24 protein-coding genes are annotated in these 26,624 nt (G+C 51.9%); 12 read left to right on the top strand and 12 right to left on the bottom strand.

Annotated elements, in window-relative coordinates; all coding sequences use genetic code 11:
- The first annotated feature begins 108 nt into the window (after positions 1-108).
- The 9 genes from BUB30_RS31995 to BUB30_RS31955 all read left to right on the top strand — a co-directional run bounded on the left by BUB30_RS31995 (position 109) and on the right by BUB30_RS31955 (position 13,009).
- Positions 109-1,818 (top strand): amidohydrolase, encoded by a 1,710-nt coding sequence (locus BUB30_RS31995; RefSeq protein ID WP_073142711.1) that lies wholly within the window; start codon positions 109-111, stop codon positions 1,816-1,818.
- Between the two features lie 58 nt (positions 1,819-1,876).
- Complete coding sequence (locus tag BUB30_RS31990; RefSeq protein ID WP_073142709.1) at positions 1,877-2,563, top strand: NUDIX hydrolase; 687 nt, start codon at positions 1,877-1,879, stop codon at positions 2,561-2,563.
- Positions 2,564-2,697: 134 nt separating this feature from the next.
- Complete coding sequence (locus tag BUB30_RS31985) at positions 2,698-3,594, top strand: NUDIX domain-containing protein (RefSeq protein ID WP_073142708.1); 897 nt, start codon at positions 2,698-2,700, stop codon at positions 3,592-3,594.
- 7 nt (positions 3,595-3,601) lie between these two features.
- Entirely contained in the window at positions 3,602-5,017 is a 1,416-nt protein-coding gene (locus BUB30_RS31980; protein WP_084138515.1) for a nicotinate phosphoribosyltransferase, read from the top strand.
- A 120-nt stretch (positions 5,018-5,137) separates the two neighbouring features.
- Positions 5,138-8,053 carry an FAD-binding and (Fe-S)-binding domain-containing protein gene (locus BUB30_RS31975; protein WP_073142704.1) on the top strand — a complete coding sequence of 972 codons (2,916 nt, stop codon included), beginning with the start codon at positions 5,138-5,140 and terminating at the stop codon, positions 8,051-8,053.
- A gap of 156 nt (positions 8,054-8,209) precedes the next feature.
- Positions 8,210-9,493, top strand: coding sequence for a Gfo/Idh/MocA family protein (locus BUB30_RS31970; RefSeq protein ID WP_073143452.1), 1,284 nt, complete (start codon positions 8,210-8,212; stop codon positions 9,491-9,493).
- Positions 9,494-9,605: 112 nt separating this feature from the next.
- Positions 9,606-11,003 (top strand): ATP-binding protein, encoded by a 1,398-nt coding sequence (locus BUB30_RS31965; protein ID WP_073142703.1) that lies wholly within the window; start codon positions 9,606-9,608, stop codon positions 11,001-11,003.
- A gap of 42 nt (positions 11,004-11,045) precedes the next feature.
- The gene (locus BUB30_RS31960; RefSeq protein ID WP_073142701.1) at positions 11,046-12,707 is read left to right on the top strand and encodes a response regulator; all 1,662 of its coding nucleotides are present in this window, start codon (positions 11,046-11,048) and stop codon (positions 12,705-12,707) included.
- Positions 12,708-12,718: 11 nt separating this feature from the next.
- Positions 12,719-13,009, top strand: coding sequence for a UBP-type zinc finger domain-containing protein (locus BUB30_RS31955; protein ID WP_073142699.1), 291 nt, complete (start codon positions 12,719-12,721; stop codon positions 13,007-13,009).
- A 41-nt stretch (positions 13,010-13,050) separates the two neighbouring features.
- On the opposite strand, the gene BUB30_RS31950 is transcribed toward BUB30_RS31955, so the two are convergent.
- The 3 genes from BUB30_RS31950 to BUB30_RS31940 form a co-directional block, all read right to left on the bottom strand.
- Positions 13,051-14,514: a glycine betaine ABC transporter substrate-binding protein gene (locus tag BUB30_RS31950; protein WP_073142698.1), complete on the bottom strand. Its 1,464-nt coding sequence runs from the start codon at positions 14,512-14,514 to the stop codon at positions 13,051-13,053.
- A complete protein-coding gene (locus BUB30_RS31945; protein ID WP_084138514.1) occupies positions 14,511-15,242 on the bottom strand; it encodes an ATP-binding cassette domain-containing protein in 732 nt (243 codons plus the stop codon). Before BUB30_RS31945 ends, BUB30_RS31950 begins: the two co-directional genes overlap by 4 nt.
- A 128-nt stretch (positions 15,243-15,370) precedes the next feature.
- Entirely contained in the window at positions 15,371-16,582 is a 1,212-nt protein-coding gene (locus BUB30_RS31940; RefSeq protein WP_073142694.1) for a patatin-like phospholipase family protein, read from the bottom strand.
- A gap of 81 nt (positions 16,583-16,663) precedes the next feature.
- Between BUB30_RS31940 and BUB30_RS31935 the strand changes: the two genes are divergently transcribed.
- A complete protein-coding gene (locus tag BUB30_RS31935; RefSeq protein WP_221408837.1) occupies positions 16,664-17,596 on the top strand; it encodes a rhomboid family intramembrane serine protease in 933 nt (310 codons plus the stop codon).
- A gap of 14 nt (positions 17,597-17,610) precedes the next feature.
- Entirely contained in the window at positions 17,611-18,789 is a 1,179-nt protein-coding gene (gene nhaA, locus BUB30_RS31930) for a Na+/H+ antiporter NhaA (RefSeq protein WP_245804211.1), read from the top strand.
- Between the two features lie 6 nt (positions 18,790-18,795).
- On the opposite strand, the gene trxA is transcribed toward nhaA, so the two are convergent.
- From trxA to BUB30_RS31915, 3 genes are read right to left on the bottom strand one after another with little or no spacing between them, the layout of a single operon-like run.
- Positions 18,796-19,098: a thioredoxin gene (trxA, locus tag BUB30_RS31925; RefSeq protein WP_073142691.1), complete on the bottom strand. Its 303-nt coding sequence runs from the start codon at positions 19,096-19,098 to the stop codon at positions 18,796-18,798.
- 56 nt (positions 19,099-19,154) lie between these two features.
- Positions 19,155-21,839, bottom strand: coding sequence for an ABC transporter permease (locus BUB30_RS31920; RefSeq protein ID WP_084138513.1), 2,685 nt, complete (start codon positions 21,837-21,839; stop codon positions 19,155-19,157).
- Complete coding sequence (locus BUB30_RS31915) at positions 21,836-22,180, bottom strand: PadR family transcriptional regulator (protein ID WP_073142689.1); 345 nt, start codon at positions 22,178-22,180, stop codon at positions 21,836-21,838. The genes BUB30_RS31920 and BUB30_RS31915 overlap by 4 nt, the downstream gene beginning before the upstream one ends.
- A gap of 368 nt (positions 22,181-22,548) precedes the next feature.
- Between BUB30_RS31915 and BUB30_RS31910 the strand changes: the two genes are divergently transcribed.
- Complete coding sequence (locus BUB30_RS31910) at positions 22,549-22,944, top strand: hypothetical protein (protein WP_073142688.1); 396 nt, start codon at positions 22,549-22,551, stop codon at positions 22,942-22,944.
- Between the two features lie 21 nt (positions 22,945-22,965).
- Here the strand turns inward: BUB30_RS31910 and BUB30_RS31905 are convergent, their stop codons facing one another.
- From BUB30_RS31905 to BUB30_RS31875, 6 genes are all read right to left on the bottom strand, one after another.
- Complete coding sequence (locus tag BUB30_RS31905) at positions 22,966-23,706, bottom strand: CPBP family intramembrane glutamic endopeptidase (protein WP_073142686.1); 741 nt, start codon at positions 23,704-23,706, stop codon at positions 22,966-22,968.
- A gap of 16 nt (positions 23,707-23,722) precedes the next feature.
- The gene (locus tag BUB30_RS31900) at positions 23,723-24,277 is read right to left on the bottom strand and encodes a hypothetical protein (protein WP_143165171.1); all 555 of its coding nucleotides are present in this window, start codon (positions 24,275-24,277) and stop codon (positions 23,723-23,725) included.
- A gap of 173 nt (positions 24,278-24,450) precedes the next feature.
- The gene (locus BUB30_RS31895; RefSeq protein WP_221408836.1) at positions 24,451-24,687 is read right to left on the bottom strand and encodes a hypothetical protein; all 237 of its coding nucleotides are present in this window, start codon (positions 24,685-24,687) and stop codon (positions 24,451-24,453) included.
- A 48-nt stretch (positions 24,688-24,735) separates the two neighbouring features.
- Positions 24,736-25,647, bottom strand: a complete 912-nt coding sequence (locus BUB30_RS35730; RefSeq protein WP_084138512.1) for an SRPBCC family protein — start codon at positions 25,645-25,647, stop codon at positions 24,736-24,738.
- A 60-nt stretch (positions 25,648-25,707) separates the two neighbouring features.
- A complete protein-coding gene (locus tag BUB30_RS31880) occupies positions 25,708-26,046 on the bottom strand; it encodes an ArsR/SmtB family transcription factor (protein ID WP_073142680.1) in 339 nt (112 codons plus the stop codon).
- 212 nt (positions 26,047-26,258) lie between these two features.
- Positions 26,259-26,573, bottom strand: a complete 315-nt coding sequence (locus BUB30_RS31875; RefSeq protein ID WP_073142678.1) for an antibiotic biosynthesis monooxygenase family protein — start codon at positions 26,571-26,573, stop codon at positions 26,259-26,261.
- Positions 26,574-26,624: the final 51 nt, after the last annotated feature.

Here is a 26,624-nt window from a genome sequence, read left to right as displayed (position 1 = left end):
TCTAGCGCTGCGATATTTCTTCAGAAGACTTAAGAAGGAAATCGGCAGCGGACCGCATGGGTGGAGATAATGGTGTTTTCCCTATCTTCGGGAACCTAAACCTGATGCATGTATAGACATTTGCCATTCCTATTCCTGGCTATTTTTCTGAGCGGACCGCTCGCATCACAAGATATTCCATCACAAAAAATCCTGTTCAACGGAAAGATCTTTACAGCCAACCCGAACCAACCCTTTGCCGAAGCCGTGGCCCTTTCGGGCGACAAGATCATCGCCGTGGGATCGCTGGCGGACGTTCAAAAAAGCTTGAAAGGCAAGACGGAGAAAATTGACTTGCAAGGAAAATTTCTGTTGCCCGGGTTGATCGACAGCCACAACCACGCCCTCAGCGGCGGCAAAAGTCTCAGCGCAGCCAACCTCGGCGACGTTTGGTTGCAGACAACCCAACTGGCCACCTATGCAGAAAACATTTTGAAGACGCGCAAAGGCATGCGGGGCGACGTCATACTAATAGAGGGCATGCATAGCGCCACGTGGGCACATGCAAATGAGCTGGATGCACTATTCAACGCCGATGCCTATCGCACACAACCGGTTGTGCTTCGGGGCTCGGATGGACACACCGCGTGGGTGAATCGGGTGATGCTGCAACGTGCCGGTGTGAACCGTGCTTTCATCGCAGCCCTAACCAAAGATGAGCAACCTTATTTTGGTGTCGATGAAAAAGGCGAACCCAATGGGCGCATCTCCGAGGACGGCTTCAATACTATTCGAAAAGTTTTATCCGTCAGTCCGGTCGATCCCTATGAAGCAGCGATTGCAGGCGTTCAACACCTGAACAGTCTGGGCATCACGGCCTGGCTCGATCCGGCCACGGGCTCCACCAGCAGCGCGCAGAACAGCGATTTGCAACTCTATGAAAAACTTTCCCTGCAAAAAAAGCTCACGGCACACGTGGCCGCTGTGGTAGTCGCTGAAGGCAACGACGATGTTCAAAAACAGATCGACGTAGTGAAAGCTCTTCAAAAACATTTCAATAGCGTAAAGGATTTATCGGTGCTGGGCTTTAAGATCTTTGCCGACGGTGTGTTGGAATATCCCACACAAACGGCAGCGATTTCTAAACCCTATAAAAATTCCGGTCTATATGGATCGCTCATGTTCGATCCGGTCAAGTTCAAAAACTTTGTGGCGAAAGCAGATCACCAACAATTGCTGGTGCATGTGCACGCCATTGGGGACCGGGCAGTGACCGAAGCCCTGAACGCCTTCGCGTATGCCCGCGCCACCAATGGGAACAGCAAGCTTGCACATTCCATCACACACCTTCAATTGGTGGTGCCTTCTGATTTCAAACGTTTCGCTGCGCTCAATGTCCTCGCGAGCTATCAACTCCTTTGGGCAACGGCCGATACGTATACAGTCGAATTGGTAAAGCCCTACATCGATTCTGCGCTATTCAACGTTCACTATCCCGCCAAATCCATGCACGACCAGGGTGCCGTTATAGCGGGCGCCAGCGATTGGCCGGTGAGCTCGGCGAATCCGTTCGAAGCGATATACGTTGCCGAAACGCGCCAGGGAAAACTAGGTGTTCTAAACATTCGCGAAAGCATGCCCCGGGCGGAGATGCTGAAAGCCTACACCATCAACGCAGCCAAAGTGTTGTGGAACACCACCATCGGCTCCATTGAACCTGGAAAACAAGCCGACTTGGTTTTGGTTGACCGGGACGTGCTCGCAGTTTCTGCCGAAGACGTAAAGACCACGCAAGTGTTGTGGACGATGTTTGGCGGCGAAATTGTGTATAAGAAGTAACCCTCCTTTTTCGCATGACGATTTTTGTGTTATTTGTACGCAAATAGGCCCCCACGTCATGAAGCAAGATATAAAAGTCTCGGTCGACGCTGTCGTTTTCGGTTATAGCCCGGAAGAGGGCATACAGGTGCTGCTGATCAAACGGAAATACGAACCGTTCCAGAAGTCGTGGGCGTTGCCCGGAGGACTCGTGCTGAACGAGGAGTCGCTGGAAGAAGCCGTGCGCCGCGAGTTGCAAGAGGAGGCGGGAATCGATCTAAATTACCTGGAACAACTCTATTCTTTTGGTCAGCCTGGCCGCGACCCGCGCAACCGCGTGATCTCCATAGCCCACTTCGGCCTGGTACGCCCCGGCGACTACCAGCTCTCCGCGCAAACCGACGCCGAAGATGTGGCTTGGTTCAACATCAAGCGCATTCCCCGGCTGGCATTCGACCACAAGCACATCATCGACTCCGCCATCAAGCGATTGAGGGGCAAGATCGTGTACGAGCCCATCGGGTTCGAGTTGCTGGACAAGGAGTTTCCCTTTTCCGACCTGGAAAAACTCTACCAGGTGCTGCTCGACAACGACCTGGACCGGCGCAATTTCAAAAAACGCATCATGGCCCTCGGTTTCCTGGAAGAAGTAAACAAAACCCTGCAACGCAAGGCCGGCCGACCCGCAAAACTCTATCGCTTCAACAAAAAGAAGTATTTCGAGCTGAAAGAACGGGGCTATCACTCCGATCTTTTCTACTCATAGTCAAGCGATTGTCTAATTAGCGTAAAAAATACACAAATTAGATCATTGGAAATTCAACTTCATTTTTATATTTGCGTATATATTACACAAATGAACACAGTAACAAAATCCATTGGACTAACGCTTTCGTAATCATGAACAACATTGGTGTCATTGTCGCCCGCTTTCAAACTCCTTACCTGCACGAAGGTCATAAGTCGATCATTGAGACGGTGCAGCAGAACCACAATAAAACCGTGATCGTGCTCGGCGTTTCGCCCGTGTTGGGCAGTCGCCGCAACCCTTTGGATTTTCCGACGCGCGAGAAGATGATCAAGAAGGAATATCCCGACATGGTGGTGCTCCCGCTATCCGATCATCCCCTGGACACGCGATGGACGCAGACCCTCGACCACCTGCTCACCTCAACGTTTCCCGGATCCACCTTCACCCTCTATGGCAGTCGCGACAGTTTCATGACCAGCTATTCCGGAAACAAAAAGGTGGTAGCACTTCCGGAACAAGGCAAGCACAATTCGACCGCCCTCCGCGAGAAGTTCAGCGACCGGGTGATGGACGCCGAAGCATTTCGCTCCGGGATCATTTACGCTTATGCCAATACCTATCTCAAGGTTTATCCCACCGTCGATATTGCCGTATTCCGCGATAACAGAAAAGAAATATTGCTTGGCAAAAAAGACATCGACAACCAGTGGCGCTTGCTGGGAGGATTTAGTGATCCCACCGACGACAGTTTCGAAATGGCCGCCCAACGCGAATTGCGCGAAGAGTGTGGTCCGATCGAGATCACCACGATGCAATATGAAACTTCCCAGCGCCTGGATGACTGGCGCTATAGAACCGAAGGCGACAAGATCGTTACCACGCTCTTCTCGACCGATTTCATTTCGGGCGATCCCAAAGGCAGCGACGACATTGCTTCCGTGGAATGGTTCCCGATGGACAAGATTCAAAATATGATGGATGCCCACGAGGTATTGGACACACACTTTCCTCTTTTACAATTTCTCTTGAAGAAGTATGCTAAATAATACAGTTATGAAAGAAAACCTGTTGTTGCTGGCGGATGCCTATAAATATTCGCACTACAAACTCTACACCCCGGGCACGTCGAAAATCTACTCCTACTTGGAAAGCCGTGGTGGTTTATTCCCGGAAACCGTATTTTATGGATTGCAATATTACCTGAAGGAATACCTGGAAGGCCAGGCCTTCACCCGCCAGGATGTCGACGAAGCAGAAGCTGTGATGAAGGGTGTATTTGGTAGAAAGGATGTCTTTCGCCGCGAGAACTTCGATTACATTTTAGAGAAATACGGCGGCCGGTTGCCTGTCCGGATCAAGGCCGTGCCGGAGGGATTGGCCATTCCCGTGCACAATGTGCTGATGACGATCGAGAACACCGATCCCGCCTGCTTCTGGCTCACCAATTTTCTGGAAACCCTGCTCATGCAGGTGTGGTATCCCAACACGGTGGCCACGCTTTCGCGGGAGGTCCGGAAAACGGTAACAAAATATTTTGAAGCCACGGCCGATGACAGCTCCCGCGGGGCCATTGATTTTGTGTTGAACGATTTTGGTTTCCGGGGTGTCAGTTCTGTGGAAAGTGCTGGGTTAGGTGGGTCGGCCCATTTGCTGAGCTTCAACGGGAGTGACACGGTGTTGGCTTCGCGTTTTGCGCAGCGGTATTATGGGGCGAAAGCGGTGTATGGCAAGTCTATCCCGGCAACCGAACACTCCATCATGACGTTACTAGGGCCGGAAGGAGAGAAGCAGATCTTCAGGCATGTGCTGGATGCTTATCCGGAAGGCCTGGTGGCTTGCGTTTCGGATTCGTATAATATCTTCCGGGCCGTGGAGGAATATTGGGGAGGAGCGTTTAAAGACGAAATATTAAAACGCCAGGGCACCCTGGTGATCCGTCCTGACTCCGGCGACCCGGTGATGACGCTGCTCAGTGTGTTCGACATCCTGTTTGCCAAATTCGGATTCACCACAAACACCAAGGGCTTTCGCGTGCTCCCGCCCCAGGTCCGCGTGATCCAGGGCGACGGGGTGGATCATGAGTCGATTCCGTTGCTATACGACGCCTTGAAAGAAAAAGGCATCTCTGCGGAAAACCTCGTGCTGGGCATGGGAGGCGCCTTGCTGCAGAAAGTGAATCGCGACACGCAGAAATTTGCGTTGAAATGTTCTTATGCCGAAGTGGCAGGGAAGGGAATGGATGTGAGGAAGCAGCCAACGGAAATGAATGCGGAAGGGAAACTGGTGGCATCCTTTAAGACGTCGAAGGCGGGCCGGTTGAAACTCGTGAAGGAGGCAGGGAAATATAAAACGATTGCGCAGGACGAACGCTTGGATTTGGAGGATGTGATGGAGGTTGTATTCGAGAATGGTGAGATCAGGAAATCGCACACATTCGAAGGGGTGCGTGAGCGGGCTCAGAAAAATTGAACCCCCGCCTTCGCTAAAGCTTCGGCGGGCGAGCCCGCAAAGATTACGTCATGTCCAGCCTAACACTCCTTCGGATGATGGCACGTTGGTACTTCGTATCAAATAAATTAGTTTTGAGACATGAACCTCAATAGTCTGAAGCAAACGCTGGAAGGAGAATTCTTTACCGATGAAACGACCCGAAAACTATATGCCACCGATGCTTCCGCATACCGCGAAATCCCCCAGGCGGTAGCCATCCCAAAGACAGAAGATGATCTCGTGAAGCTTATTCGCTTTGCACGCGAGAACAAAACCTCCGTCATTCCCCGCACAGCCGGCACGTCCCTGGCCGGGCAGGTGGTGGGCGCAGGTATTGTGGTGGATGTTTCCAAACATTTCAATCGCATCATCGAAGTTAATAAAGAAGAAGGCTGGGCGCTGGTGGAACCCGGTATTGTGCGCGACGATCTGAACCAGCATCTGAAAGCGTACGGCTATTTCTTTGCCCCCGAAACCTCGACGGCCAACCGCGCCATGATCGGTGGTATGATCGGCAACAATTCGTGCGGTTCCAACTCCGTGGTCTATGGCAGCACACGCGAACACTTGCTTGAAGTGAACGCCATCCTTTCCGATGGCAACAAAGCGTGGTTCGGACCTTTGAACAAGACCGAATTTTTGTCGCGTACGGAAGGCGATGCGTTGGAAAATAAAGTATACCGTCACATCGAGACGATGCTTTCCAACGCCGACAACCGAAAGGAGATAGAAAAAGAATTTCCCAAGCGCTCCATCCAAAGAAGGAATACCGGCTACGCGATCGACATGTTGGCGCGCATGGAGCCCTTCCAGGACGGGGGTGATCTTTTCAATTTTTGCAGCCTCATTGCCGGCTCGGAAGGAACATTGGCGTTTGTGACGTCGGCCAAGATCAAACTCACGCCAATCGATCCGCCGCATAAAAAACTGGTATGCATTCACTGTCACAGCATCGACGAATCGCTGCGGGCAAACCTGGTGGCCCTGCACCACAAGCCCTCGGCTGTGGAGCTGATGGATCACTATGTGTTCGAAGCGACAAAACGAAATCGCGGACAAGCGGAAAACCGTTTCTTCATCGAAGGCGATCCGCAAGCCATCCTGGTGGCAGAAATCACACGTAACACCGCCGCACAGGTAGATGCCGATGCGCAGGCGCTGATCGAAGACCTCAAGAGCAAGGGGCTTGGATATTCTTATCCCGTAGTGGGTGGCGACGATATCAAGAAAGTTTGGAACCTGCGCAAAGCAGGACTTGGGTTGCTCTCTAATGTTCCGGGCGACGACAAGCCGGTGCCGGTCATTGAAGATACCGCAGTTGACGTGGAGGACCTCCCATCGTATATCGCGGAGGTTGGCGATATTTTGAAGAAGCATGGTTTGTACAGTGTTCACTATGCGCACGCTGGTTCGGGCGAATTGCATTTGCGGCCCATCATCGATCTGAAAAAAACCGAAGGTGTTCAGTTGTTCAGGACCATCGCGGAAGATATTGCCACGCTGGTAAAAAAATATGACGGCTCCCTATCGGGCGAGCACGGCGATGGAAGGTTGCGTGGCGAGTTCATCCCCCAAATGATCGGCCCCCACAACTATGCACTCATCAAAGACCTGAAACGCACGTGGGACCCCGACAATTTGTTCAACCCGGGCAAGATCGTGGACACGCCACCGATGGATACTTTCCTGCGTTACGAAAAAGGTCAGGCTACAAAAGAATTTGATACTGTGCTCGACTTTTCGTCGACGATGGGCATTTTGCGTACGGCGGAGCAATGCAATGGTTCGGGCGACTGTCGTAAGACCGAGATCAGTGGTGGCACGATGTGTCCCAGCTATATGGCTACGCGCAAAGAAAAAGATACCACGCGCGCCCGGGCGAACATCCTTCGCGAAATGATCACCCGCACCGACAAGGCGAATCCCTTTGCGCAGGAAGAGATCAAGGAAGTGATGGACCTCTGTTTGAGTTGCAAGGGCTGCAAGTCGGAATGTCCGTCCAACGTGGACATGGGTAAGTTGAAGCAGGAGTGGCAGTATCAATATTATAAGACCAAGGGTATCCCCTTCCGCACACGCCTGATCGGAAATTTTTCGTTGGGCATGAAGCTCGCTTCACTGATGCCTTGGGGTTATCGTTTTGTTTTTGGCAACAAAGCTTTGGGCAACGTGGCGAAGTCGGTCATCGGGTTCGCGGCGGACCGGAGTATGCCGCACCTTTCGCCGATCAGCTGGAAGAAATGGTTTACCCAAAAATTCAAACCCACCGTTAAGCAACCAACCAAAACTGTTTATCTGTTCATCGATGAACTTTTAAATTACAACGAAGCCGAGATCGGCATCACCACGGTGAGGCTGTTGGACAAACTGGGTTACGCCATCAAGTTCGTGGAACATCACGATTCAGGGCGCAGCTTTTTGTCGAAGGGAATGTTGGAGGAAGCGCGAGACCTTGCGCGGAAAAATGTGGCGCTCTTTAAGGACTTGATCACGGCCGAGACGCCGCTCATTGGCGTTGAGCCGTCGGCCATCCTCACCTTCCGCGACGAGTACCCCGACCTGCTCCGGGGCGATGAGAAGACCAGTGCCTACGCCATTGGTGCGCACACCTTCATGATCGAGGAGTTCCTGGCAAAGGAACTTGATGCCGGCCGCATCGATGCGAACGCGTTCAAGGAACAACGCCTGCTCATCAAGATGCATGGCCACTGTCAGCAGAAGGCGCTTTCTACGCTGACACCGATGAAAAAAATTCTTACGGTGCTGGGCAAGAACGAAGTGCACCTCATCCCCTCGGGGTGTTGCGGCATGGCCGGGTCGTTTGGGTATGAGAAAGAACATTATGATCTCTCCATGCAAATTGGCGAGCTGGTACTTTTCCCTACTGTGCGCAAGCAACCCGAAGAAGTTGTCATCGCGGCTCCGGGCACCAGTTGCCGGCACCAGATCAAAGATGGCACAGGGCGGCGTGCGTTACACCCGGTGGAGATCCTTTGGAATGCCATGAAGGACTAGGACAAATGCTTTCCGGCAAGGCCCGGTGCACGTTTGTCGAGCACAGCAATCCATTCGCAGCGGGCCTGCTCTTCCCCCGGCCGTCCATCATTTTTGGGCAAGGATTATCAAGGCATTTTTAATAGCTTAGGGAGCAACCAAATCCCTAACGCTATCATGGATCAATCATTGAACAGACGTGATTTTATCAAAAAGAGCGGTGCCGCGGCATTGGGCTTCGCCATCCTTCCTTCTTTTATTTCCCGTTACGCGCCCAGCGACCGGCTGCGCATCGCCCACATCGGTTTGGGCGGCATGGGTAACCAGCACATGCAGTGGTTCGCCGCTTTGCCGGATGTCGAGATTGTTGCTCTCTGCGATGTGGATGAAAATCATTTGAATGGCACGCTGGAGTCGTTGAAAAAACTTCACCCCGATACACAAGCCAAAACCTATGGCGATTTCCGCCACATACTCGACCGCAAGGATATCGACGCCGTCACCATCGCCACGCCCGATCACTGGCATGCGCAAATCGCGTCGCTGGCATTTCAGGCGGGCAAAGATGTGTATGGAGAAAAACCGCTTTCCTACGACGTGAAGGAGGCGGGGGTGATGCTGAAGAATTTGACAAAACACAATCGCATCTTTCAATTGGGTACGCAGATCCATGCCACCGACAACTATCATCGTGTGGTGGAGATCATTCAGTCGGGAGCCATCGGCAAAGTGCACACCGTGCGGCTTTGGAAAAACGGCTTCTCGCCGGGGATGGGCCATCCTAAACCTCAAACACCACCCAAAACGCTGAACTGGGATATGTGGCTCGGTCCCGCACCTTTAGTGGATTATTACCCGGAGCGCGTTCATTTGAACTATCGCTATTTCCTGGATTATTCCGGGGGCGTGTTCGCCGATTTCTGGTGCCATATCGCCGATGTGGCCTGGTGGGCTGTTCAACCTCGCGGTTTGAAAAGCGTGACGGCACGCGGTGAGAAAACCGATGGTGTGGCCGATGCGCCAAAGTGGCTGGATGCAGATTTTGAATTTGAAAACCTGAAATTATATTGGACCACGCTGCCCCCCAACGTACCCGGCGCGGCAGAGCGCGGCATCGGCGCATACTTTGAAGGCGACAAGGGAACGCTGATCTGCGACTACGAGACCCGTTCCATCACCATCAACGGCGAAACCGTTTCGGACTTGCCCGAAGTGGCCCAAAAGCTACCGCGTTCGCCGGGCCATCAACAGAACTTTGTAGATGCCGTGAAGGCCCGGACCTCACCCGAATCCAACCTGGCGTATGTGAAAGACATGACCATGCCCATGCACCTGGCGGTGATCTCGTGGCGATTGGGCCGGAAGCTGAACTGGAGCGTCGAAAAAGAAAAATTCGTCGACGACAAGGAAGCCGATGCCCTGCTTTCGAGGAAATACCGGAAAGCGTGGGATTTGCTATAGAGGAAACGTTGTAGCATTTTGTTGTACGAACCATGATCCCGGATGAAACAATGCCGTTGGCCTGGGTGGTTTATGAATCCCGAGTTTTATAGCTTTCTGAAAATTTTCGCGCATGCTGACCAAAGAAGAGATCTATACAAATTTGATGAAGGTGCCGGAATTCAAAAACCTGCCACCGTCCCAGATCGAATGGATGGCCACCAAGGGGACCATCAGCATTCACCCCGATGGCGAACAGCTTTTTAAATTAGGCGACCCCATGAACGAATTGCGCATTTTGTTCAAGGGCCGCATCAACCTTTACATGGAGCAAGGGGGAAACCTGTATTATTTCGACGTGGTGGAACCCTTCGAGATCTCCGGTCGCCTGCCCTACAGCCGCATGAAAGGTGCCGGCGCCATTGGCGTGGCCGTCGAAGAAGCGATCTCCTACAGGCTCCATTCGGATTATTTTCATGAATTGATCACCACCAACTATGAGCTGGCCGAGGTGCTGGTGCACGCCATGACCGATCGCGTGCGCGAGTTCACCAAGTTCCAGCAGCAAAACGACAAGATGATGGCGTTGGGAAAACTTTCCGCCGGTCTGGCGCATGAGTTGAACAACCCGTCGGCCGCCGTGGTGCGGGGGGCGCAGGAACTAAAAAAACATTTGGCCAACCTGCCCGAACATTTCAAGGGTGTGATCCGCATTCAATCCACCGAAGTGATCGTCGACGGCGTCAATGATCTGCTGTTCTCCAAAATAAATGCAACACAACCGGCGCTTTCGCTGATGGAGAAGACAAAGAAAGAAGACGTGATGTTGCAATGGCTGGACGACAACGAAATCCAGGAAGGCTATATGATGGCCGAGACCTTTTCCGATTTCGGTTTCAATCGCGACGACATGGAGGGCCTGGCAAAAATGCTCCGCCCTCAAGACAAGAATGCCGTGGTAGACTGGCTCTTCCAGGTGCTGACCACCGAGCGGCTGGTTCATGACATCGAGGAAGCGGCGCGCCGGATCAACACACTGGTGAGCTCCATCAAGAGCTACACCCACATGGACCAGGCGCCGGCCAAAGAACCAATCGATATCCGCGAGGGCTTGCAGAGCACCCTAACCCTGCTCAACCACAAGATCAAACGCAATCGCGTGCAGGTCACCCTGCACTTCGCCGAAAACCTGCCAAAGCCAAAGATCTACGTAAGCTCCATGAACCAGGTGTGGATGAACATCATCGACAATGCACTGGACGCGCTGGAAGGCAAGGACGATGCCCGGTTGGACATCACCACGGAAAGAGACCGCGAATTCATCCTGGTGACCATCACCGACAATGGTCCCGGCATCCCAAGAGAAATTCAGGATAAAATATTTGACGCCTTTTACACGACCAAGCCTGTAGGGAAAGGAACCGGGTTAGGTTTGGAGATCGTACGCCAAATCATTCGCCGCCACGACGGCGAAGTGAAGGTGAGATCTGTGCCCGGCCAAACTTCTTTCGAGGTTTGCTTTCCGCTGTAACGCATACTGTAAATTCCTATCTTTCTGCCTTTGAATATGTCCATGAAGAAACCTATACTATTTGTTATCGACGACGATCAACAGGTGCTTCGCGCCGTGGTGCGCGATCTGCGGAGTGTGTATGGAAAAGACTATCGCATCATGAGCACTGGGTCGGCCAACGACGCACTGCATTCGCTGGCTGAGCTAAAGAACAAAAGCGAGACCATCGCGCTTTTCCTGGCCGACCAACGCATGCCCGATATGCTGGGCGTCGATTTTCTGAAACAAGCCAAAGAGATCTTCCCCGAAGCACGCCGCATCTTGCTCACGGCCTACTCCGACACCGAAGCCGCCATCCGCGCCATCAATGATGTGCAACTGGACTATTACCTCATGAAACCCTGGGATCCGCCGGAAGAAAAGCTCTTCCCGATTTTGAACGACCAGCTGGAGGAATGGCAGAGCAATCACAAACCCGAGTTCCAGGGCATTCGCATCGTGGGCTATCAATGGTCGCCGCGCTCGCACGACGTGAAAGATTTCTTGAGCGGCAATCTCATTCCCTATCAATGGCTCGACATCGAGTCGAGCGATCGCGCGAATGAGTTGGTGGTGTCTAATGGCATCAGCGTGAAAAATCTTCCTGCCGTGTTTTTTGAAGACGGCACATTTTTGGTCAATCCCGACCTGCGCGAAGTGGGTGAGCGAACGGGGATGCGTTCCAAGGCCTCGAAACCGATGTACGACGTTACCATTATTGGCGCTGGCCCCTCCGGCCTCGCGGCGTCCGTGTATGGCGGGTCCGAAGGATTGAACACCGTGTTGGTGGAAAAGCGCGCTCCCGGCGGGCAAGCGGGCACGAGTTCCCGGATCGAAAATTATCTGGGCTTCCCCAATGGACTGAGCGGATCCGAGTTATCGCGAAGAGCGATCACACAAGCCGCCCGCTTTGGTGTGGAATTCCTGTCGCCCCAAGAGGTGGTGGACATCGATATCAAAGATGACTACAAGATCATCACCCTTCACGATGGCACCACCATGAACTCGCGGAGCATCATCATCACCACGGGCGTTGACTATCGGACGTTGGACGCGGTCGACGTAGAGCGTTTCACCGGTGCAGGCGTTTACTATGGAGCGGCCACAACGGAGGCGCATGCTTGCAGGGACAAAGATGTTTACGTGGTGGGTGGAGGAAACTCTGCAGGACAGAGTGCCATGTATCTCTCGCACTATGCATGCCAGGTGTACATCGTGATTCGCAAGAACGATTTGTCGTCCAGCATGTCGCAATATCTCATCGATCAGATCAAGGCCACGCCCAACATCGCCATCATTCCCGAGACCGTGGTGACGCGCACGTATGGCGACGGCAACCTCGACGCGATCGATCTCCGGAATGTGGTGACGGGCGAGACAAAGAAAGTGGAGGCCAGCGCGCTCTTCATTTTCATTGGTGCCAGACCGGTAACAGACTGGATCAAACTCAACATCATCAAAGACGAAAAAGGATTTCTGGAAACCGGGCGAGAGTTGTTGAAGTACGAATCCTTCCGCAAAACCTGGAAGCTCGCCCGCGAGCCTTTCTTGCTGGAGACGTGTTGCCCGGGTGTGTTTGCCGCGGGCGATGTGCGATCGGGCGCTATGAATCGCGTGGCTTCGGCTGTGGGTGAAGGCGCCATGGCGATAAAGTTTGTTCACGAATACCTGGCTGAAAATTAACCCATCCCCCTATGAGTACGAAACCTGAATCGAATGACTCCGGGCTTTGCGTTCACCTCGACAATTGGAACGAGATCAAACATCCTAAAGCGCGGGTCTGCGAAGAGTGTGTGAAGATCGGCGGCCGATGGCTGCACCTGCGCACCTGTCAAACATGTGGCGCTACGCTGTGCTGTGATTCATCGCCCGCCAGGCATGCTTCTCATCACGCAAGAACAGCGGGCCACCCAGTGGCTATCTCGGCAGAGCCCGGCGAACGGTGGGCATGGTGTTATGAGGATGAGCAGATGCTGGAGTATTAGTCTTTAGCATTAAGAAAGAATATCTTCCGATCGGTTGTGCGCTACCGTAAATAGGCTGGACGGAAGATGCGCTCGAGAATTTCAAAAGCGATCTCGATGAGGATCGCCAGTGCGGCTGCTGGAATGGCACCACGCAAAATGAGCGACGAGTTGTTTAGCGCCAGCCCGGTGACGATGTATTCTCCCAATCCGCCCGCGCCGATAAATGCAGCTAACGTAGCGGTGCCCACGCTGATCACCGCGGCGGTGCGGACGCCGGACAATATAAAGGGAATGGCCAGGGGAAACTCCAGGAGCCGCATGCGTTGTGCGCGATTCATCCCCATGCCGATGGCAACTTTTTTGAGCACGGGATCGATGCCTTGAAGGCCGGTGTATGTATTTCTCAGGATGGGGAGCAGCCCGTATAAAAATAGCGCCAACACGGCGGGCAACTGACCAATGCCCGTGAAGGGAATGAAGATGGCCAGCAACGCAATAGATGGAATGGTTTGGAGCAGACCCACGAGATACAAAACATAGCGCGCGGGTTTAGGATGCCAGTACAGCACCACACCCAAGGGCACGGCAAAGCCGATGGCCAGCAACAAAGCCAGAAATGTCAACTTCAAGTGCACGCCGGTCTTGCTCAGCAGATCGGGAACAATCGATGTTGAGGTTTCGGTTGTTGCCCCGGCGACAAACCCTTTTTCCCGGAGAAAATCCGAAGCCACCTGTTGAAAGGATTTCTTTTCGTAAAGCACGGCGGCGTTCATGGCCTGCATTTCACGTTCAGAGATTTGTCCCGTTAATTTTTTCAGGATCGATTCGGCCTTTTCGCCAATGGAGGGGCGATAGAAAGATGTGGCGAGATAATCGGGAAAGAATTTTTGGTTGTCTTCCAGCACCGTCAAATGGTTTTGGATGATCTCGCCGTCGGTGGAGTAGGCGTCTGTGATCTGTATCTTATTTTCTGTTAGAGCCGAATACGCCAGGCCGTGCTCCAGCCCTACGGCCGCCTGGGGAAGGGCATAGGCCTTTGAAAGATTGTCCCAGCCGTCTTGCCGCTTCAGGAATTCATAGCTGACGCCGATGGACAGCTGGGGATGTTGCGCTAATTCAGAAATGTTGTGAATGTTTTTTTCCTTTGACAGTGCCTCCGTCATGACCAACGCATAGGTGTTGTTAAATCCATACGGCGGCGCGACCGCAAGACCCATGTCCTGGAGTTGTGCGCGAATCTCTTCCACCGAAAGATTTTTTCCCGACGATAAGATCTCGAACGAGATCGTTCCGGTATACTCGGGATACACATCGATCTCGCCTTGCTTCAAAGCCTTGAAGCACACCATCGTCCCTCCTAAATTATATTTCCGGTCCACCGTGAAGCCATTTTCCTCCAGCAGTTGCGCGATGATCTCGCTGAGAATATAGCCTTCATTAAAATGCTTGGCACCCACAGTGATCTTTTGCGCCGTGGCCGCGACCGAAGAAATAGCGAGCAATATGACGAGCAGCTTTTTCAAACAGACCGGGTTGTGGTTAGCCTTTCCACCAGCGCATTCGCCGGACTTTTTAACACATTTTCCTTCGTGTCATACTGCAATACTTTACCCGCCTCCAACACCACGATGTAGTCGCCCAGAGCCAACGCTTCTTGTGGGTTGTGGGTGATGATGACCACCGTGCGTTGTTCCGATTGTTGGAGTTGCAGAATCTCGCGTTGAATGTCCTCGCGGGTAATGGAGTCCAGCGCGCCAAGGGGTTCGTCCATCAGTAGCACCGTTGGATTGGGTAGGAGCGCACGGCAAATGCCGACCCGTTGTTGCTCGCCACCGGAGAGTTCATGGGGATATTTTTTGCCGTAAGCCTCCGGCAGGTTCATCAGTTGCATGAGCAAATGCATGCGTGCCAGGGAATCGGCTCCGCTCGTCGATCGTTGCAGGCGTGTGTTGATGAGGATATTCTGCGCTACCGTCAAATGCGGGAACAACCCGATGCCTTGGATCACATAGCCCATTTGCAGCCGCAGGGCAGCGGCGCGGGAATAGTCGAAAGGTTGGCCCTGAAAAAAAACTTTTCCTTGTCCCGGGCGAAGCATGCCGTTGAGCACCTGGAGCAATGTCGACTTTCCACTGCCGCTTCGACCTACCACGGCCGTGATCTTCTTTTCGTGAAAACGCAAGCTCACATCGCTCAGCGCGGGCTGACCGTTGTAGGTGTGATAAACGTGTTCGAGAACCAGTGGGTCCATAGGCAGTTTGCTGCGTTCAAATTAGGAAAAATCCGTTTAGGAACGATCCTTTTTTCCGGGCTTTCCCCTGGCGGGTTGGTTTGGGATGACGCGCAAGCGAAAGCCGATCCGGTTGCGCCGGTGTAAAATTATTCTGTGGGCTGTCCGTCGATCCAAGCCGCGCTGGAGAGTTGCTTTTTGATCGTCTCGATGTCGCCGCGCGCGGTGACCAGCGCATCGCGGGCCGACGTTTTGGAAAGCAGGTCGCCACGGAACCAGTTGCCCTGCCGTTGTGCAGGCGGAAGGTTGGCTTCGGCTGGGGGACAAATGTATTCGGCCACGGCCTGGCCGATCACCTGCATGAGTGGAAACTTGGACACATCGGCCATGTCGATGTTGCCCAGGTCTTCATCTGTAAGCGAATGGAGATTGTCGGCGTCCACGTCCAGCACGTGGTCGATCGATTTGTCGGGGATCTGGCGCACAGCATGCGTGTCGAGTGATAGCTGGTAGCGCCGGTAGTCGATGTTGTTGATCAGACCGCTGCGCAGCATATCGACCTGCATTTCACTGGCATCTTTCGATGATTCGCCCATCACATAATTCAACCAGAACAAAGCATCCAGTCCTTTTGGGTTTTGTATTTCTTTAGGTTCGAAAAACCGGTAGACACTGGCCGTGCCAAAGCTAAAGACGGTGAGCGCGTCGGGTTTGTATTTTCCCACGCCGCTGTAATACAAGGCCTCCAGCACAGCTGCTCCGGAGGGATTGTTGAAAGTGGTGGTGCCGCCATCCACAAAACGTTCGAACGGCGCAAAGTACGTAGGCGCCGACATGGTAGCTTCCAGCACGCCCCGCAGCAACGCGTCTTTGTAGGTGCCTTTTATGCCGTCGTTGTCAAAGCAAGTGAAAAAGGTTTCTTCGCCGGCAGCCATATCCTTTGAAGTGAAGAGCATGTCCAACCCTGTGGTCCGGCTTAGGTCGGCCAGTGTCACATCGCCTACGGTCTCTTTTAAAAGTCGCCGATAGTTTTTCTTGTCAAAGGCGGGTGGGTTGTAGAATCGATTGGCGAGCGTTCCGCGTTTTGTAAATACGCGCCCCACCAGTTGTTTGTAAAGCTCTTCAATTTGCGCAGCCGTTCGCCTCGTAGCGATGAGACCGGCAATGATGGCACCCGTAGACGTGCCCGCGACCATGTCGCACCATTCATAAATGGGTCCGCCGGCGAGTTCTTCGAGTTTTTTGAGAAGCTGAAGGGTAAAGATCCCCCGCATTCCGCCACCATCGATCGTTAAAATAATCCGGTTGCCTTCTTTGATGTTCAGTTGTTGGAATGCTTTCTTTTTTTCTTCTGATGTCATGAGAGTTGTTTTTGTTTGAAACCGGCAGTCGAAACGTTGTGGCTGACGAGACGACGCGTTCGGTTTCGAAGGTAGAAAAGTGTGTTGCAATTTTACAATGGTGGCTGGCTTAAATTTTTCTACACGAGCTTAGCGTACAGCGCCAATACCCATGACGTTGTGATGGCATCATGGCAACCCCCGGGACATCAACGAATATCCATTGAATTTTTGGTATCTTTTGGACATTTACGCCTTATGGAACCCGCGAATAGATCTTTTAATGTCATTGTTGGATTGATTGTCGCAAACGTGATCGTCTTTGCGATCACCGCTTTCGGCCCGGGCATGGCCGACCTGATGGTTGAAACATTGGGTTTGTATTATCCGAAGAATGAGCACTTCCGCTATTGGCAGCTGGTGACCAACATGTTTATGCATGGGGGGGTGACGCATATACTCTTTAATATGTATGGCCTGTGGGCCTTTGGCACACCGCTGCTCGAATTGTGGGGAGGGAAACGTTTCCTGTTCTTTTATTTTGTTTCTGGTATCGGGGCTGCATTGATTTACACTTTTGTGAACTACTACCAATTCAATACAATCTATGATGAGCTGCTTGCCGCGGGGATTTCTGTAGCGGATATTCAGAATTTGTTAAGAACGGGCCGTGTCATCGAAGCGATGTCGGCATTCCCGAAAGAAAAATTGGAGACTTTGGTCCATTTGTTCAACACGCCTGCCGTGGGTGCTTCCGGTGCTATTTACGGTGTGCTGGTTGCCTTTGGAATGACCTATCCCAATGCCAAGCTTGCCCTTATCTTTTTCCCCGTGCCCATAGCCGCCAAGTTTTTCATTCCGGCGTTGATCCTGCTGGATTTATTTTCAGGTGTTACCGGAGTCTCCATTTTTGGAGGAGGAGTCGCCCACTTTGCTCACGTCGGCGGAGCCATCATCGGATTTTTGTTGATGTGGTATTGGAGAGACAAAACCAACGTGCCTGAACATTATCATAACGACAGAACAGAAACCTAACCGTTCAACGCAACATGGCCGTACAGGATCTGAAGATCACAAAACTGTTCAACGATTTCTTCCACAGCGAAAAAGCCAGTGGCATGGTGCTGATGGGTTGCACAATTGTATCACTGCTGCTCACCAATTCTTTTTTGCACGGGTCTTATCTGCAGATCTGGGAATATACGCTCGGTGGTCACCCGGTGGAATACTGGATCAACGACGGCCTGATGACGATTTTTTTCTTGCTGGTAGGACTTGAACTCGAGCGTGAGGTGTACATCGGCGAACTCTCCAACGTGAAGCTCGCTTTGTTGCCGGTTATTGCAGCTTTAGGTGGGATGCTTGTGCCCGCCGGTATCCATTTTCTATTCAATGGAGGAACCACCACACAAGGCGGCGCCGGAATTCCCATGGCCACCGACATTGCTTTTGCCCTGGCGGCACTCTCGCTGCTGGGAAATCGCGTGCCGGCTTCGCTCAAGGTTTTTCTTACAGCCCTTGCCGTTATCGATGACCTCGGCGCTATTTTGGTGATCGCTTTTTTTTATACCGATTCATTGGCGTGGACCAACTTGCTCATCGCGCTGTCGGCGTTCGGAGTGCTTCTGATATTGAACCGCATCAAGGTAAGGAATCTCATTCCCTACCTGGTGGGCGGCGTGGTGATGTGGTACTTCATGCTGCACTCCGGAATTCACGCCACCATATCGGGCGTGTTGCTGGCGTTTGCCATCCCCTTTGGCAATGGCGACGAAAAATCCACGTCCTACATTCTGCAGCAATGGCTGCACCGCCCGGTTGCTTTCATGATCCTTCCCCTGTTCGCGTTGGCCAACACCTGTGTGGTCATTCCAACTGATTGGTTTCAAGGATTGTTGATTCCCAATAGCACGGGCATTTTGTTGGGACTGGTGCTGGGCAAGCCCATCGGCATTTTCCTGTTTTCTTTCCTGGCCACTAAATTGAAACTCTCGAATCTGCCGGGCGATCTGAGGTGGAACCATATTTTTGGAGTGGGCCTGCTCGGGGGCATCGGTTTTACGATGTCCATTTTTGTTACGTTGCTTGCTTTCAATGATCCGGCCTTCATCGATCCTTCAAAAATCGCCATCATGATCGCGTCGGTGATGGCGGGATTGGGTGGCTACTTCTGGCTCAGCCTATGCCTGCCGGGCACAACGGGCGGGAGCGAGGAAACGCTGAATTAGGTCGATTTATAAATGCTGGTCAATCACACGCTTCAGGTACTCGGTAGGCACAACGCCCGACTGACGCCATACGGGATTTCCGTTTTTGAAGACGATCAGGGTGGGCACACTTTGCACGTGGTAGGCCGCAGCGGCTTGAGGATTTTTGTCGATGTCGATCTTGATGATGCGGGCCGTGTCGCCGATCTTGGATTTCAAATCTTCCAGGATGGGCGCCATCATTTTACAGGGGCCACACCATTCGGCCGAAAAATCCACCACCGTGGGTTTTTCGCTGCCAATCAAATCTGCAAAGCTACCTTTTGCCATAACACCTATTATTCAGTGATGCCCTTTTAACAACGCCCGGTGCCTGGTGGTTCCCATCATTCCACCTTCAAGGCATCTACTGGTTTGGCACGGGACGCGCGCCAGGTTTGTGACCCAATGGTGACCAGGCCCAAGGCCAGCAAAATGGCGACCCCCAGCGTCAAAATACCCATCCCAAACTCGACCCGGTTGGGCAGGCTTTGCAGCCACAGGTTGTTCACAAAGTAACTGAGCGGTGCGCCAATCGCGATGGAGAGCCCGATCATCCACATAAATTCCTTCGACAGCAGCAGGGCGATGCTGGCATCTTCGGCGCCCAACACCTTGCGAATACCCACCTCTTTCGTGCGCCGTTCCGAAGCATAGGTGGCCATGCCCAGCAATCCCAGGCACGCAATAGTGATGGCCAGGAAGGCAATGAAACCCAATATCGACACCAGGTCAAAGACCCCCTGGTGCATGGATGCCAGTTGTTGATCATAAAATTGATAACGGAACGGATGCACAGCGTCGACGCGTTTCCACGTTTGTTCCATCTTTCCCACAGTAGCCATCAGGTTAGGCGATTCGATCTTGATATTCAGGAAAGCAAAGCTCGAAGGAATGTTTTGAATGACCAGCGGCTCGATCTCGTCCTGGTTGATCAAAAGCTTGTACCGGAAATCTTTTACAACCCCCACCACTTCCAAAAGCTCGCCGCCGCCCTTGGCCTCAAACACCTCGCCGAGAATGTCGGCCGGGTGTGCATAACCCAGTTTTTTTACGGCTGCGTCATTCACCACAATAAAACGCGAAGAAGAATCGCTGACCACTGGCAGATTTTTTCCGGCAATGATCTTCAGATCCAGGTTGGTGATGAAATTTTCATCGGTCGTCAGCTTGCCCATCGTGAAATAGTCGCCGGTGGTGTTCACCTTCCGGAGATCACAATTGTTGTTGGTGTTTCCGGCGGGGATGAGATCGGTGGCAGAGATGGTCGACACGCCGGGCACCGTGCTCATCGCGTTCGCGATTTTCCGGTAGTCGTGTCCCTGAAGTTGGACGTTGACAATATTTTTTGACGTAAACCCGTAGTCGAATTCAAGATAATGTTTGAATTGTTGATAGATGAGGATGGCGGTGGTGATAAAAAACAACGAGGTCACAAACTGAGATACACTCAACGCCTTTCTCAACCCCAATTTCCCTGTACCCGAACGACCGAGGTTCTTCAACGCCTTGATGGGTTGATACAACGATAAGTGAAACGCCGGATACAGACCCGCCACGATGCCTATGACCATCGCAAACCCAATAAAGATCCCATACACTTCGAAGGAGGAAGGCAACTCAAAATTCAAATATTGGTTCACCCAAAGTCCTTTGAACGCCGGTGCAATAAAAAGGAGCAGCATCACGGCCATGCCCAGCGCCAGCAACGACGTGATGATCGATTCACTGACAAATTGAAAAACAAGCGCCGTGCGATTCGCTCCCGTCACTTTGCGCACGCCAATTTCCTTGGCCCGCGTCAACGCCCGCGCGGTCGACAGGTTGGTGTAGTTCAGACAAGCCAGTACCATCACAATGGCGGCAAGGATGGAAAGAAAATAATAGCCGATGCGCGGTAACCGGTTGTTGACGTCGTTGCCCTGGAGGTTGGTCTGGATATCGGTCAACGCCTGACCGGTTAAGTTGAATCCTTTCACCTGGTCGAATTTCAGGTTGGCATATTTATGGGCCACCAGATCGGCAAGGGCCGTATTCAGATCGTACTCGTTTTTATCCGGTCGGACTAAGGCGTAGGTGTACGCGCGATAAAACCATTCCCAGTTGTTGCTGAGGTCTTCGGCTTTCTTTTCATTGATCAACGCCTGGCGCGTGGAAGTGGACACCAGCGCATCGAACGCGAGGTGTGATTTGTAGGCTCCTTCATCCATCACACCGGTCACCGTAAAACTTCCCCAGTTCACAGGAGGTGCGCCGAGGCCATCATATTCCAGCGGAAAAGGAAGTTGCCGGTCGGAAAAGTCGATCACTTTGCCCAATGGATTCTCATGTTCAAAAAGTTGGTTGGCGAGTGTCTTGCTGATGATCACCGAATAGGGAGCTGTCAAGGCCGTCTTCTTGTCGCCTTGCACCAGGTCGAAGCTGAACACATGAAAGAAGGAGGGATCGGCAAAATAGCCGCGCATGGTAGCGACGCGCTGTTGATAGGAGGCGTCGCCGCCAACACCCGGCATGAGCGTCACGGCATCTTCGGCGACGGTATACTCTGTCTTCAATGCCGCGGCTAGCGGGTAAGGCGACGTAGCATAGGCCTGGCGTGAACCTTCATAGTCGGTGAGAATGCGATAGATGCGGGCTTTCTTTTCATGAAAGGCATCGTAGCGATGCTGATCGGCCAGCATGAGAATGATGAGCATGCAAAGCGACATGGCCACGGCAAGTCCAAACACGTTGATGAACGAGAATACTTTGTACTTGAGAATATTCCGTATCCCTACTTTGAAATAATTTCTAAACATATCATGCGGGTTTATGTAGTCAACACTTTGTACAGGACGAATCATGGACGGGCGCAACAACAATAGCACATCTCCCGCCATGCCCCAGTCGGCCTTGCGTTTGCTGCCCTTTGTTAGCCGTTCACTGTAAAGTTCAAGCAGATCGCCCTCTATATATTTTTGCAATTCCGGGTGGCAGAACCATCGGAAGAACTTCAGCAAGAAACGCGGGGGATGAGGCTCTTGCGCCTTCATATGCCGGTCATTTTCGGATGCAAGGCGATCTTGGGAATGTCGGCCCACAGTTCGTCACGCGTGCGCTTGGTGTATTCCATGGCTTTGCGCCCCAGGGCCGTGATGGTGAAGTAGCGTTTCGGCCGGCCGGCGCGCTCCTGCGTGGCCTCCCCTTCCGACGACTTCAGGTAGCCTTTGTCTTCCAAACGCTTGAGCGCCGATTGCAGCGCGCCCACACTCACCTTCCGCGAAAGGCGTTCTTCGATTTCTTTTTTGACAGATACTCCATAGGCATCGGGGTACAACACGCCTACGGTGAGCAATACCACTTCTTCGAACTCGCCCAGCTGGAATTTTTTCATGCGGCAATAATTAATTCCTATCCGTAGTATTAAAATGTGTGCCAGGATTGTAAATGGGCTTTGCGCTTGTGGGGAGGCGGTTTTTTTATGGTGGGTTGTTCGCATTCGTACAATAGGCGAACGAATTAGGGTGTATTCATGCTGCTTTGTAGTAAAATAATTGAGCCGGGGACGCTCAAGGTCAACGATCTTGAGCGTTAGGGAGCTTTGCAATTGTTTTGGGATTCCTTATTTTAGGGTGACTTGATCTTTCCAAGTACACCGGAACTTAAACCGGGAATCACGAATAGAAAGGCATCTTCCAATGCGCTCATGAAGTAGTGATTGAAGTCAAGCGTTTAGTAGCCATTTATATAAACACTATAAAAATGAAATCCCTGTTTTTTATACTGCTAATTTTTACGTTTTGTTTGGCACACTCAAAACGTGATGTTGACAAAAGGATTACCCAAAAACAACCGGAGAAAACGTTGACACTGTATTACAATGTCATTTCCTGCACGTGTGCACAGTGGAGTGAAGACGCGGAAAAAGAGAACAAAGATTATTATTATTTGGAGCCGTCCAACGACAACTTAATGAGAGTAGACACCCTATTTGATGGGGAGCATCTTCCCGTTATAGTTGAAGTAACCGGACGGGTTGTCCGGACAAAGGGTTATCCAAAGGGTTTTAAGCCAACAAAAGGTGCCGACCCGGGAAATGTGTTTAGATACACGAAAATTAGAGTGCTACAAAATGGAGAAAAGAAAAACGGCGGTTAGTAAAGTTTATAGCCCAACGGATCAAAACCAGCTGAGAAACTCAAAGACCGTGAGCGAAAAATTATAGGTGAAATGTGCGACCATGCCGTACCAAAGTGTATTATACCTGCCTCTTAAAAAACCCAGTGCCAATCCCAGTGGCACAAGCCACAGCAGGCTGATGATGTTCAGGTGGATGATGGCAAAAACAAAACCGGTGACATAGACGGTGCTTTTCCCGGGCGTAACCTTGAGAAGATTGTCAAACAAAAATCCCCGGAAAGCGACCTCCTCAAAAATGGCGGGTTGCACGGCGATAAACAGTGTGGAGAATAAGAAAGGATATGCGGTATCCTGGAACATGTACGTGCTGTAGAACACGTCATCCTGAATAGAAAGATTGATCCACTTAGCCACGACCGATACTACAACACTTCCCACCATCGCACCCACGATGGTGAACGCCATCACTTTCAAACTCAAACCCCGCAAAGAAAACAGCGGCCGTAGCGATTGAAAATAGTTTCCCCAGAAGGCGATCACGATGGCCACGTCAATCGCCGTGATGACGATGATACCCTCGAATCCCTCGGGGAAAACAGAGGTGAGCTTGTAGATGCCCAGCAGCAAGAGGGTAATAAAGTAGTAGGCCAGCGTGGGTGTGAGAACGTCGAACACGTCTTCTCGTCGATCCGGGTCGGTGGCGGCCAGCGGATTGCCGCAGTGTCCGCAGAAGGCGTCCGTTTCTTGAATGAGGCCTTGGCATTTTGGGCAAGCCGGCATAGACCCTGGAAGAGGTTCAGCGGTTTCCAATGCCGGGGGCCTTTAGTTTCTCCAGCGCTTCGCGTTGCAATGTGACCTGCCGGGCCGATCGGATGCCGCCGACAAACAAAACAGTGCAGATTATTTTGGAGGGTATCCCGCGAGACAACAAAGCCGGATTGTCAATAATGTTCACCACATTAAGCGTAAGGTAAACAATGAAGGCCGTCAGGATCGCGCCAAAAGGATTGCGATCGGCCCACGCCGTCAGAATGAGAAAGAGCAGCGCCACACAAATGCTGGAGATCATCGAAGGAAAATCGTCCGCAGCAAAACCGAAATAAAGCCCCAGGAGGAGGTTTATCCCCGCCAGGAAATACAGCAATTTTTTGCAGATGCTAACATGTCGCTCAGACTCTTTCAACATGCGTGTCCTGACGGCGATGTTGCTCCTGAATGCGATCTGTTCGTTTTTCGTTCCCCCGATGGGGAAACTGCATTGTGAACAAAATTTCTGGGTGGCTGAATTAACGGCTTGACAATTTTCGCAAGCCAACGTTTCAGCAGACGAGTCAACGGATGAGGTTTCCAAAACGGGGATTGGTTTAGGGTGGAAATTAAAAATAGCAAAATTTATTTTATTTGGAAATACCATTGGAGTACAACGGCGACCTGTAAAATAATCCCCCGGTGAAGAACAGCAACATAAAGCAAAAGGGCTGCTCAAAAACTTGAGCAGCCCCTATAAATCTAAAGGAAGAGTGATTATTCGAGGATCCGGCAATGAAATCCTTTTTCCTGCATAAGGGCCATCACCTTCCCCGCCAGCAGGTTGTGCCCCTCCACCCGCAACACTTTATCGCAGTCGTCGAGATCGAAATTGATGCGGCTGCCGGGGAAGTGTTGTTGCAGCAAGGCTACCAGCTGCCGCGCGTGTGCGCTCTCGTTTACGTTGGTTTTGAAAACCTCAACGCTTTTCTGTAGTGACATTATCGTATGCATGGTTCTATTTTTTTGCTTGCATCACCGACGTGCGTCCGGGTCATGACATCAGGATGCGGGTTCCAAAAAGTTTTTCAACAGGGTATTGATGATCTCGTTCCATCCTCCCGCAAAGCTCGATCTGGCGAAGTCCGGATTTTCGTTTGACGGGAACGTCTCCACGCCTTCGTGTGTGAGCTTCAGTTTGGTCTTACCGCTCTCGTCAAACAACTCGAACGTCACGTACGACAAGCCTTCGTTGCCGGGATACTCCCAGCTATAGCACAGCTTTTTGCCGGGCACGACTTCCACAACTTTGCAACGGTGCAGGTAAGTTTTTTCGGGGGGACCGGCCGCAAATTCAAACGTGAAGCCAACCTCGGGTTTGAACTCGGTGATATCGAAATACCATTGCTTCATGTCGTTCACATTCGTGATGGCCTTCCACACCGTGGCGATCGGAGCATTGAAAGTGCGCTCGCAAACCACGGGTGCCAGCAGACCTGGGACAAGGTTGACGAAACGTTCGAGGCTTTGTGTCCAGCCTTGTTCCATGCCGGCGACAGATTCGGCCATTTCTGGCGTGGCGCGGATCACGGACGAACGAAGGGTGAGCCGGGTTTTGCCCTGCTCTTCGGCAAAGGTCACGATGTTGAGGATCTCTATTTGTGGAATGCCTTGCGCATCTTCGAAGCCGGTGGTGACGAACACAAACTTTTCGGGTACCACCACTTCGCGCACGGTGCCCTGAATGGGAAACTGCACGCCATCGGGGCCGCGCATCTCAATATAAATGGCGCCACCAGGGCGCGGGTCCATCCGGCAAACTGGAGCACTAAAGCCTTTGGGGCCCCACCATTGTGCGAGATGTTTGGGGTCGGTCCACGCTTTGAAGGTCAATGCACGCGGGGCAGCAATGAGCCGCGTGATCACGAGCTCGTTCTTCACAGGCTCGTGGATGAGTTCATTTTTTTGTGCCATGAGTTTTTTATTTGAATGAAGATTATGAGTCCTGTATCTTTTTTAAACCGCGGCGACCCGTCATTTCTTTCGCGTTCGCTTCGTTTTTTTGGCTTGTAGTTCGGTGAGATAGCTTTCCAGTGCATCCAGTCTCGTGTTCCAGAATTTCCGGTACTGCTCTACCCAATCCGACACCTCGTTCAGTTTTTCCAGGCGCGCTTCACAGAAGCGTTCGCGTCCCTGCTGACGGATCACCACCAGCCCGCACTCCGTAAGGATCTTGATGTGCTTTGAAATCGCCGGGCGGCTCACATCAAAATTTTCGGCCACCGCATCGATGTTCAAATGCTTGTGGGCGATCATGTTGATGATCTGCCGCCGCGTGGGGTCCGCAATGGCCTGAAATACGTCTCTGCGCATGATTTTTTTATTTGTAACCGATCGGTTACAAACATAATGAAACCTTTCGGTTACGCAAATATTTTAGTGGATTTTTTGGCGACAGGTCTAAAAAAGAAAGTCCCGCTTTCGCAGGACAGGGGGATTCATACTTTCAATTTAAAATCTAACACAACAATATTATAGTGAATACCCCGGGCTGCGTGCGCATGTCCGGGGTATTCCATTTTTATTTACTCTCCCATTTCGTGGTACGTGGCCCGTTCGATCGTGATCTTTAGGCGCTCTAGCATGGCGGGCATATTAAACCCGATGCGCTTGTACTCTTCCTGCACCGCGGCTTTCGCCTTGGCGATGGCGTCCTCACTTTCCCAAATGGCAACTGTGACCACAACCAGGTTTCCGTGCTCATCGTTGCGTTCATAGGCCGCGTCGCTGATAAACCCAGGTTGCTTTTTCAGGAAGGTGCGGTTATAGGTCATGCGTTGAAAGAATTCTGCTTTTGCATTTTCAGGAATTACGAATTTGTCGATGAAGATCTGTTTCATAGTTTTTGTTTTTGAAGTCTTAGTGGCAGTGGATGAAGGTTGTTGCGCGAA

Source organism: Chryseolinea serpens (genome assembly GCF_900129725.1).
Lineage (GTDB): Bacteria > Bacteroidota > Bacteroidia > Cytophagales > Cyclobacteriaceae > Chryseolinea > Chryseolinea serpens.
This window is presented reverse-complemented; position numbering and strand designations above follow the sequence as displayed.